Here is a 9,659-nt window from a genome sequence, read left to right on the forward strand (position 1 = left end):
CATTGAAACCACCGCTACCCCGCCCCATCTAACCTGCATACTTCCTTATGCAGGTGCCCCATGAGCGACCAGCAAGAATTCCCTGATTACGACCTCAACGACTACGCCGACCCCGAAAACGCTGAATCCGCCTCGTCCAATACCGGCCTAGCCCTGCCAGGGCAAAACCTGCCGGACAAGGTCTACATCATCCCGATCCACAACCGGCCCTTCTTCCCGGCGCAAGTGCTGCCGGTGATCGTCAACGAAGAGCCGTGGGCCGAAACCCTGCAGTTGGTGAGCAAATCCGACCACCATTCCCTGGCCCTGTTCTTCATGGACACGCCACCGGAAGACCCGCGCCACTTCGACACCTCCAGCCTGCCGCTGTACGGCACCCTGGTGAAGGTGCACCACGCCAGCCGCGAAAACGGCAAGCTGCAATTCGTCGCCCAGGGCCTGACGCGCGTGCGCATCAAGACCTGGCTCAAGCACCACCGCCCACCGTACCAGGTGGAAGTCGAATACCCGCACCAGCCGAGCGAGCCGACCGATGAGGTCAAGGCTTACGGCATGGCGCTGATCAATGCGATCAAGGAACTGCTGCCCCTCAACCCGCTGTACAGCGAAGAGTTGAAGAACTACCTCAACCGCTTCAGCCCCAACGACCCGTCGCCACTCACCGACTTCGCCGCCGCGCTGACGTCGGCCACCGGTAACGAGTTGCAGGAAGTGCTGGACTGCGTGCCCATGCTCAAGCGCATGGAAAAAGTGCTGCCGATGCTGCGCAAAGAGGTTGAAGTCGCGCGCCTGCAAAAAGAACTCTCCGCCGAGGTCAACCGCAAGATCGGCGAGCACCAGCGCGAGTTCTTCCTCAAGGAACAACTCAAGGTCATCCAGCAAGAGCTGGGCCTGACCAAGGACGACCGCAGCGCGGACGTCGAACAGTTCGAGCAACGCCTGGAAGGCAAAGTGCTGCCGCCCCAGGCGAAAAAACGCATCGATGAAGAATTGAACAAACTGTCGATCCTCGAAACCGGTTCACCGGAATACGCGGTGACACGCAACTACCTGGACTGGGCCACTTCGGTGCCGTGGGGCGTGTTTGGCGAGGACAAACTCGACCTGAAACATGCGCGAAAAGTGCTGGATAAACACCATGCGGGCCTGGATGACATCAAGAGCCGCATCCTCGAATTCCTTGCGGTGGGCGCCTACAAAGGCGAAGTCGCCGGCTCCATCGTACTGCTGGTCGGCCCGCCGGGCGTGGGCAAGACCAGCGTGGGTAAATCCATCGCCGAGTCCCTGGGCCGGCCGTTCTACCGCTTCAGCGTCGGCGGCATGCGCGACGAGGCCGAGATCAAGGGCCATCGCCGTACCTACATCGGCGCCCTGCCGGGCAAGCTGGTGCAGGCGCTTAAAGATGTGGAAGTGATGAACCCGGTGATCATGCTCGACGAGATCGACAAGATGGGCCAAAGCTTCCAGGGCGACCCGGCGTCGGCCTTGCTGGAAACCCTTGACCCTGAGCAGAACGTCGAATTCCTCGACCATTACCTGGACCTGCGCCTGGACCTGTCCAAAGTGCTGTTCGTGTGCACCGCCAACACCCTGGATTCCATCCCCGGCCCACTGCTGGACCGTATGGAAGTGATTCGCCTGTCGGGCTATATCACCGAAGAAAAAGTCGCCATCGCCAAGCGCCACCTGTGGCCGAAACAGCTGGAAAAAGCCGGCGTGTCGAAAAACAGCCTGACCATCAGTGATGGCGCCTTGCGTGCGTTGATCGACGGTTACGCTCGCGAAGCCGGGGTGCGTCAGCTGGAGAAACAGCTGGGCAAACTGGTGCGCAAGGCGGTGGTCAAGTTGCTGGACGAGCCGGATTCGGTGATCAAGATCGGCAACAAGGACCTGGAAAGCTCACTGGGCATCCCGGTATTCCGCAACGAGCAAGTACTGTCCGGCACCGGCGTGATCACAGGCCTGGCCTGGACCAGCATGGGCGGCGCGACGCTGCCGATCGAGGCGACGCGTATCCACACGCTCAATCGCGGTTTCAAACTCACCGGGCAATTGGGCGAAGTGATGAAGGAGTCTGCGGAAATCGCCTACAGCTACATCAGCTCGAACCTGAAGTCGTTTGGTGGTGATCCGAAGTTTTTCGACGAAGCCTTCGTGCACTTGCACGTGCCGGAAGGCGCCACGCCGAAAGACGGCCCGAGCGCCGGGGTGACCATGGCCAGTGCGTTGTTGTCCCTGGCGCGCAACCAACCGCCGAAGAAAGGCGTGGCAATGACCGGTGAGCTGACGTTGACCGGGCATGTACTGCCGATTGGCGGCGTGCGCGAAAAGGTGATTGCGGCGCGGCGCCAGAAGATCCATGAGCTGATCCTGCCGGAGCCGAACCGTGGCAGCTATGAAGAGTTGCCGGAATACCTGAAGGAAGGCATGACGGTGCACTTTGCCAAGCGCTTTGCGGATGTGGCCAAAGTGCTGTTCTGACAGATCTCTATCGGCTTTAATGCCCTCTTGGCGAGCAAGCCCGCTCCCACATTTTGACCGCATTCCAAAGGATGTACCTGGTCAAAATGTGGGAGCGGGCTTGCTCGCGAAAGCGCCCGCCCAGTCACCACAAAATCCCCTCCTGTCACACCTTGTCTCATCTTCGGTTATGCTCGCCCTTCGTCGTGAATCAACGGAGCCCCCATGACCGCTGCCCGCCTGCTTCTCCCCTTGAGCCTTGCCCTGCTGGCCGCGTGCGCCAGTGCACCGAAGCAAAACGTCACCGTGGACAACCAGAGCGCCTGCCCGCTCCAGCTCAAAAGCGGACAAAACCTGATCCTCACGCTGCCAAGCAACCCCACCACCGGTTACCGCTGGGCCATCCAGGACTCCGCTGGCGGCGTGCTGCGCGCGCTGAGCCCGGAGGTCTACAGCAGCTCGGAATCCGGCGTGATCGGCGGCGGTGGCCAGTCGACCTGGCGTTTCCAGGCTTTCGCAGCCGGCCAGGGCCGTTTGCGCCTGACCTCCCAGCAACCCTGGGAACCGGAAGCCGAACCCGTCGAAACCTTTGACTGCGCCATCACGGTGAACTGATATGCCATGGCTGATTCTTGCGTTGATGGGCGCCGGCACCTTTATCTACGGCCTGACCACCCATGCCACCTTGCTGTGCCTGCTGGTCAAACCGCTGCCGGTGCTGGCGCTGTTGGGTTGGCTGCATGATGCACCGCCCACCGACTATCGACGCTGGATCAGCCTGGGGCTGATTTTTTCCCTGGTGGGTGACGTATTGCTCGCCTGGCCGGGCGACCTGTTTATCTTTGGCCTGGGTGCCTTCCTGTTTGCACATTTGGCGTATCTGAAAGCCTACTTCAGCGATTGCCGCCGCCTGGCGCTGCTGCCGCTGATATTGGCGCTGGGCGTAAGCGCAATCCTGTTGAACATCCTGATCTCCCATGGCCTGGGCGACCTGCTGGTTCCGGTGGTGGTTTACGCGCTGGTGATCAGCGCCATGCTCTGGCGTGCGTTGGCGCGGCTGGGCAGCGACGTGCCGAAACGCTCGGCATGGCTGGCGGCGGCGGGTGCGGCGTCGTTTGTGTTTTCTGACACGCTGATCGGTATCAATCGGTTTGTGGTGGCGTTCGATGCGGCGCCGTATTTGCTGATCACCACGTATTGGCTGGGACAGTGGGGTATCACTGCATCTGCGTTTGCACTCGGTACACAGACAGAACACCCCAGCGACAATCCTTGAAAAAACCAAGTCCTCTTTCCTACGCCCTGCCTAGAATCAAAACGTCTAAACGACTGGTAGTTTTAACAGTTACGTAAAGTAGGCGTCTGCCGATAACGTCATGGGACAACGCGCATAATCATGTGGGCGAATGGGTCAGAAGGATTCAATCATGGCCACCCGTAGAACACTCAAGAAAGCCAAGGGAACATTGACCGCATCCATCAACGGTAAAGCGAATTTCGTTGCAAACGCGGTTTATCTGACGCACGAGAATGAACTGACAAGGATCGTAGGCGTGGATGAGGATTCAGCCAGCCTTCTGCGCATCATCCAGATTGATATGGTGGCGCACATACCCTACGGCGAACATGATTTTCCAGGCGATCACATTCGCGCACTCATAGGCGGTGGAAACACTGCTCCCTCGCACTATTTAACCAGCAGCGGTCGTGTGACCGTTGATTTTGACCATAAAACTGGCCGCTACGAGGGCCAGTTCAAGCTCACTGCACAAAACATCTTTCCACCAAAAAACATCATTGAGGTTGAGGGTGCTTTTGCTATTCACACGGGCCCTACCGCCAAAAAGTGACGGAGATCGCCGGGGAGGTGAAGCCAGTACCGAAAGCTCCATCACGGTTTATCAGACAACCCGCGCACACCAAGGCCAACTTGGCTAAAATGCCGGCCTTTCCCCATCGTCGCCGGAACAACCGTGAGCAAAGAACCCGATCGCCTATTCGCCCAGCCCCTGCCCCAGGTGCCGGACTTCGCCTTTAACGAGGACGTGGTGCGGGTGTTCCCGGACATGATCAAGCGCTCGGTGCCCGGTTACCCGACCATCGTCGAGAACCTCGGCGTCCTCGCCGCGCAGTTTGCCCAACCTAACAGCGTGCTATATGACCTGGGATCCTCGCTGGGCGCGGTGACCCAGGCCCTGCGCCGCCACGTGCGCACCGACGGTTGCCGGGTGATCGCGGTGGATAACTCGGCCGCGATGGTCGAGCGTTGCCGTGAATACCTCAATGGCCAAGACTCGATGTTCCAGGAGCTGCTGCCGGTCGAGGTTATCGAGGGCGATATCCTCGCGCTGCAGTTCCAGCCGGCCTCGGTGGTGGCGCTGAATTTCACCCTGCAATTCATCGCGCCCGATGAGCGCCTGGCCTTGCTCGCGCGCATCCGCCAGTCGCTGTTGCCGGGTGGCGCGCTGATCCTCTCGGAAAAGCTGCGTTTCAACGATGCAGAAGAACACGCGCTGCTCACCGATCTGCACATCGCGTTCAAACGCGCCAACGGCTACAGCGAACTGGAAATCGCCCAGAAGCGCAGCGCCATCGAAAACGTCATGAAGCCCGACAGCCTCGAAGAACACCGCGAGCGCCTGCTGGCGGCCGGTTTTTCGACAGTCGTGCCGTGGTTCCAGTGTCTTAACTTTGCCTCGTTGATTGCCTTGCCATGATTGATCTGTCTCCCCTCGCCCGCCATCTGGTCGGCACTCCCCTGGCCGTGTGGGCCCAGGGCCTGCAAGCGCAACTCGATAGCAAGATGGAAAAGGGTCATGGCGACCTGGAGCGCTGGCAGAGTGCGCTGGATGCATTGCCAAAAATCCAGCCCAGCGAAGTGGATTTACTCAACGGACTGACGCTCGATACCGATTGCGACGACGACACCCGCGAGCAGATGCATGCCGCGCTGATGGGCCTGAGCCCGTGGCGCAAAGGTCCATTCAACCTGTTCGGCGTGCATGTGGACACCGAATGGCGCTCGGACTGGAAGTGGTCCCGCGTGGCACCGCACCTGAACCTGAAGGGCAAGCGCATCCTCGACGTGGGCTGCGGCAACGGTTACTACATGTGGCGCATGCTCGGCGCCGGGGCCGACAGCGTGATTGGCGTGGACCCGAACTGGTTGTTCTTCTGTCAGTTCCAGGCGGTGCAGCGTTACCTGTCAGAACCCAAGGCGTGGCACCTGCCGTTCCCGTTCGAAGACCTGCCAGCGAACCTGGAAGGGTTCGACACGGTGTTTTCCATGGGCGTGTTCTATCACCGGCGTTCGCCCATCGAGCATTTGCTCGCGCTGAAGGACACCCTGGTCAAGGGCGGCGAATTGGTGCTGGAAACCCTGGTGGTCGAAGGCGATCAGCAGCAGGTGCTGGTGCCGGAAGATCGCTACGCGCAGATGCGCAACGTGTGGTTCCTGCCGTCGGTGCCGGCGTTGATGCTGTGGCTACGCCGCGCGGGCTTCAGCGACGTGCGCTGCGTGGATGTAAGCGTGACCACCGTCGAGGAACAGCGTGGGACAGAGTGGATGAAGTACCAGTCGCTGAGTGATTTCCTCGATCCGCACGATCACAGCAAGACGATTGAAGGGCTGCCGGCACCGATGCGGGCGGTGATCATCGCCCGCAAATAAATCTCAAAGGGACGGCTTGGCTCTTCGCGCCTTGAAGAACTCACTCAAGACCGTCCCGCACTCCTCGGCCAGCACCCCTCCTTCAAACAGCACCTTATGATTGAGAAAGCCCTGGGTAAAAAACTGCCCCTGGCTTTGCACGATCCCCGCTTTGGGTTCCAGCGCGCCGTACACCACGCGCGCAATCCGCGAATGCACGATCAGCCCCGCGCACATGCTGCACGGCTCCAGGGTCACATAGAGCGTGCTGCCCACCAGGCGATAGTTGCTGATGGCTTGCGCGGCGGCGCGGATGGCGACCATTTCGGCGTGGGCGCTGGGGTCGTTGCCGCTGATGGGGCAGTTGAAGCCACGGCCGATGATTTCGCCGTCTTGCACCAGCACCGCACCGACGGGCACTTCACCCAATGCCGCGCCTTGGGCAGCCAGGGCCAGGGCTTCGCGCATGAAGTCCTGGTCGCGGCTGCGGTCGATGATTGCGGTGGGGCGGAACTGGCGCATCACGCCACCTCGATGGCGGCCATCAGGCCGGTTTCCATGTGGTCGATCACGTGGCAGTGGAACATCCACACCCCTGGATTATCCGCCACCAACGCCACGCGAGCGCGCTCGTTTTTACCCAGCAGGTAGGTGTCGGTGAAGTACGGGATCACCTTGTGGCGGTTCGAGGCGATCACCTTGAAGCTCATGCCGTGCAGGTGAATCGGGTGCTGGTACTGGGTCATGTTCTTCAATTCGAAAATGTAGCTCTTGCCCTTTTCCAGCTTGGCAATCGGGCGGTCGGCGCAGGTCTTGTCGGTGATGTCCCAGGCCTTGCCGTTGATCTGCCACAGGCTCGGTGGTTTCCCGTCATCCACGGACACCGTGCCGACCCACTCGAAATTGAAGTTGAGTTTCTCCGCATTGGCCAGGTCTGGCTCGGCAATCGGGTTGGCGGGCAATGCAGGCGGCCACTCAGTCGGCGCATCGGCGTTGGCCACCGAACGGAAGGTGCCCAGGCGTACCGGGCCATTGCGGATCGACAGTTCTTCCCCCGCCGGCGGTGCCTTGATCGCCAGGCAGATGCGCATGCCGGGGCCCAACCAGTATTCCTTGCCCAGCGGGCGCGGCTCGATGGGGTTGCCGTCCAGCGCGTAGATCTGCGCCTCGACATCCGGAATGTTGATGCGATAGGTCAGGGTGTTGTCGAGGTTGAGCAGACGCACGCGAGTAATCTGCCCGGCGGGCAAATCGACGACTGCCTGGGACACGCCATTGATCGTCGACAACCGCCCGGCCGTGCCGCCGCGTGCCGCTTCACGGGGAATGCTGAAGGCCACGAAAGCGCCCTCTTCGTCCACGTGCCAGCTCTTCAGGCTAAGCGTGCACTCGTACTTGAAACCGGTGGGTTCGCGCTCTTCGATGATCAGCGGGCCGACCAAGCCACGGCCGAGTTCTTCGCTGCTGTTCACGTGGGGGTGATACCAGTAGCTGCCGGCGTCGGGCACACGGAATTTGTAGTCGAAATACTCACCGGGCAGTACCGGCAACTGCGAGACGTAGGGCACGCCGTCCATTTCCAGCGGCAGGCGGATGCCATGCCAGTGGATGGTGGTGGCGACCGGCAAGTGGTTGATAAAACGCACCCGCAGCCATTCGCCCTGGCGCACCCGCAACTCGGTGCCCGGCGCTGACGGACCGAACGCCCAGGCTTCGGTCTTATGGCCCGGCACCAGTTCCACCTCCAGGGGCGCGGCGATCAGCTCGTAGTCATGCCCCGCCTCGGCCTCGGCAACTTTCCCCAGCCAGTAGCGGTAGGCGCCACCGGCACCGACGCCCACTACGGCCAGGCCTGCAAGACCACCCAGGATTTGTCGACGGGAAAAGGATCGGGACACAACAACCTCACGTATCGGCCGCAGGCCCAGGGCCTGCAAAGGGCAGATACGATACACCTGCCCTGGCTAAACAGTAAGGCTTCGCATTGCCGCAGTGGGCGGATCAGGCCTTGGCGGCCGCCAGGATCAGGGCTTTCATCTCGGCCACGGCACCTTTGAAACCGACGAACAGCGCGTGCGCCACCAGCGCATGGCCGATGTTCAACTCATTGATGCCCTTGATCGCGGCCACGGCTTCAACGTTGTGGTAGTGCAGGCCGTGGCCGGCGTTGACGATCAAGCCTTGCTTGAGGCCGCAGCTCACGCCGTCGATGATACGTTGCAGCTCATCGGCCACTTCGGTGGGCGTGGTGGCATCGGCGTAACGCCCGGTGTGCAGTTCAATGGCCGGTGCACCGACACGGCGCGAGGCTTCGATCTGGCGCTCGTCAGCGTCGATGAACAGCGACACTTCGCTGCCGATCTTCGACAGGCGCTCCACGGCGGCCTTGATCCGCGCTTCCTGGCCGGCCACATCGAGGCCGCCTTCGGTGGTCAGTTCCTGACGGGTTTCCGGCACCAGGCAGATGTGCGCCGGGCGGATGCGCTCGGCGAACTGCATCATTTCTTCGGTGACGCCCATTTCGAAGTTCATGCGGGTTTGCAGCACGTCCTTGAGCACCAGCACGTCACGCTCCTGGATGTGGCGGCGGTCTTCGCGCAGGTGCACGGTGATGCCGTCGGCGCCCGCTTCTTCGGCGTCCAGCGCGGCCTTGACCGGGTCAGGGTAACGGGTGCCCCGGGCCTGGCGCAGGGTAGCGACGTGGTCGATGTTGACGCCAAGAAGAATGCGATTGCTGGTGGTCACGGAAGCGCTCCTGAAAAGGGAAAGAAACGCTGCACAGCATACACGGGGTTGTCAGGGCTTTCGAAACAACTCGCGACTGACCAGCGGCCGTCCGCCCAAGTGCACGGCCAGGGCCTGGCGCATCAGGCGCTTGGCGGCAGACAGCGCACCCGGTGCGGTCCAGTCGGCTTCGCTCATGGCCAGCAACTCGGTGCCCTGGAACAGGCCCGGTTGCAGCAGGTAGACACGCTCCAGGCCGGCGTCGACCTGCAGACGGTACATGCCGTCGGCCGCGATGGGGTCGCCGTGCAGGTCATTGGTCAGTTCAAAACCGTAGCCCAGGTCGTCGAGCAGGCGCCATTCGAAGGCGCGCAGCAGTGGTTCCAGAGGGCGCCCTTCGGCCAGGGCCAGCAAGGTGGCAGCGTAGTGATCGAAGACGGCCGGGTGCGGGTCTTCGGCAGGGAGCAGGCGGATCAACAGTTCATTGAGGTAGAGCCCACTGAACAGCGCCTCGCCATTGAGCCAGGCGGACGTGCCGACGCTTTCCATGCGACCGACGTTCTTCAGCTCGCCCTTGCCGCGAAACTCCACGTCCAGGGCCACGAATGGCCGTGCCAGCGTGCCCGCCTTGCCTCGCGCGCTACGCAAGACTGCACGCAGGCGGCCTTGGGGCGTGAGGAAGTCCACCAAGGCGCTGGTCTCACGGTAGGCGCGGCTGTGCAGGACGTAGGCGAGTTGGCTGGGGGGTGGGGATTGGGACATGGGAGTCTCGATGACGGAACGCAAACCATGAAATAGCGAAGAACCACTGTGGTGAGCGGGCTTG

The 9,659-nt window shown here is 61.5% G+C and carries 10 protein-coding genes; 6 read left to right on the top strand and 4 right to left on the bottom strand.

The genetic code is table 11. The features are described from left to right. Nucleotides 1-60 precede the first annotated feature (60 nt). The 6 genes from lon to cmoB all read left to right on the top strand — a co-directional run bounded on the left by lon (nt 61) and on the right by cmoB (nt 6,130). Nucleotides 61-2,481, top strand: a complete 2,421-nt coding sequence (gene lon, locus HX812_RS01420; RefSeq protein WP_038851287.1) for an endopeptidase La — start codon at nt 61-63, stop codon at nt 2,479-2,481. A gap of 204 nt (nt 2,482-2,685) precedes the next feature. Next, nucleotides 2,686-3,075: a protease inhibitor I42 family protein gene (locus HX812_RS01425; protein WP_033902441.1), complete on the top strand. Its 390-nt coding sequence runs from the start codon at nt 2,686-2,688 to the stop codon at nt 3,073-3,075. A 1-nt stretch (nt 3,076) separates the two neighbouring features. Next, a complete protein-coding gene (locus HX812_RS01430; RefSeq protein ID WP_038851286.1) occupies nt 3,077-3,736 on the top strand; it encodes a lysoplasmalogenase in 660 nt (219 codons plus the stop codon). 151 nt (nt 3,737-3,887) lie between these two features. After that, nucleotides 3,888-4,310 (top strand): hypothetical protein, encoded by a 423-nt coding sequence (locus tag HX812_RS01435; protein ID WP_038851285.1) that lies wholly within the window; start codon nt 3,888-3,890, stop codon nt 4,308-4,310. Between the two features lie 123 nt (nt 4,311-4,433). Continuing rightward, nucleotides 4,434-5,177, top strand: a complete 744-nt coding sequence (cmoA, locus tag HX812_RS01440; protein WP_038851283.1) for a carboxy-S-adenosyl-L-methionine synthase CmoA — start codon at nt 4,434-4,436, stop codon at nt 5,175-5,177. After that, complete coding sequence (gene cmoB / locus HX812_RS01445) at nt 5,174-6,130, top strand: tRNA 5-methoxyuridine(34)/uridine 5-oxyacetic acid(34) synthase CmoB (RefSeq protein ID WP_033902445.1); 957 nt, start codon at nt 5,174-5,176, stop codon at nt 6,128-6,130. The genes cmoA and cmoB overlap by 4 nt, the downstream gene beginning before the upstream one ends. 3 nt (nt 6,131-6,133) lie before the next feature. Here the strand turns inward: cmoB and tadA are convergent, their stop codons facing one another. The 4 genes from tadA to recO all read right to left on the bottom strand — a co-directional run bounded on the left by tadA (nt 6,134) and on the right by recO (nt 9,595). Continuing rightward, a complete protein-coding gene (gene tadA / locus HX812_RS01450) occupies nt 6,134-6,631 on the bottom strand; it encodes a tRNA adenosine(34) deaminase TadA (RefSeq protein ID WP_033902446.1) in 498 nt (165 codons plus the stop codon). Beyond that, complete coding sequence (locus HX812_RS01455) at nt 6,631-8,007, bottom strand: multicopper oxidase family protein (RefSeq protein ID WP_152514769.1); 1,377 nt, start codon at nt 8,005-8,007, stop codon at nt 6,631-6,633. Before HX812_RS01455 ends, tadA begins: the two co-directional genes overlap by 1 nt. A gap of 103 nt (nt 8,008-8,110) precedes the next feature. Then, the gene (gene pdxJ / locus HX812_RS01460; protein WP_038851278.1) at nt 8,111-8,854 is read right to left on the bottom strand and encodes a pyridoxine 5'-phosphate synthase; all 744 of its coding nucleotides are present in this window, start codon (nt 8,852-8,854) and stop codon (nt 8,111-8,113) included. Nucleotides 8,855-8,905: 51 nt separating this feature from the next. Further along, nucleotides 8,906-9,595, bottom strand: coding sequence for a DNA repair protein RecO (gene recO / locus HX812_RS01465; protein ID WP_038851276.1), 690 nt, complete (start codon nt 9,593-9,595; stop codon nt 8,906-8,908). Between the last annotated feature and the right edge of the window lie 64 nt (nt 9,596-9,659).

The organism is Pseudomonas sp. IPO3749 (assembly GCF_013386605.1).
Taxonomy (GTDB): domain Bacteria; phylum Pseudomonadota; class Gammaproteobacteria; order Pseudomonadales; family Pseudomonadaceae; genus Aquipseudomonas; species Aquipseudomonas azotoformans_A.

Coding starts and splice junctions, on each gene's coding strand:
- recO (WP_038851276.1), bottom strand. CDS start 9,595: ATGTCCCAATCCCCACCCCCCAGCCAACTCGCCTACGTCCTGCACAGC.
- tadA (WP_033902446.1), bottom strand. CDS start 6,631: ATGCGCCAGTTCCGCCCCACCGCAATCATCGACCGCAGCCGCGACCAG.
- HX812_RS01425 (WP_033902441.1), top strand. CDS start 2,686: ATGACCGCTGCCCGCCTGCTTCTCCCCTTGAGCCTTGCCCTGCTGGCC.
- HX812_RS01430 (WP_038851286.1), top strand. CDS start 3,077: ATGCCATGGCTGATTCTTGCGTTGATGGGCGCCGGCACCTTTATCTAC.
- lon (WP_038851287.1), top strand. CDS start 61: ATGAGCGACCAGCAAGAATTCCCTGATTACGACCTCAACGACTACGCC.
- cmoB (WP_033902445.1), top strand. CDS start 5,174: ATGATTGATCTGTCTCCCCTCGCCCGCCATCTGGTCGGCACTCCCCTG.
- HX812_RS01435 (WP_038851285.1), top strand. CDS start 3,888: ATGGCCACCCGTAGAACACTCAAGAAAGCCAAGGGAACATTGACCGCA.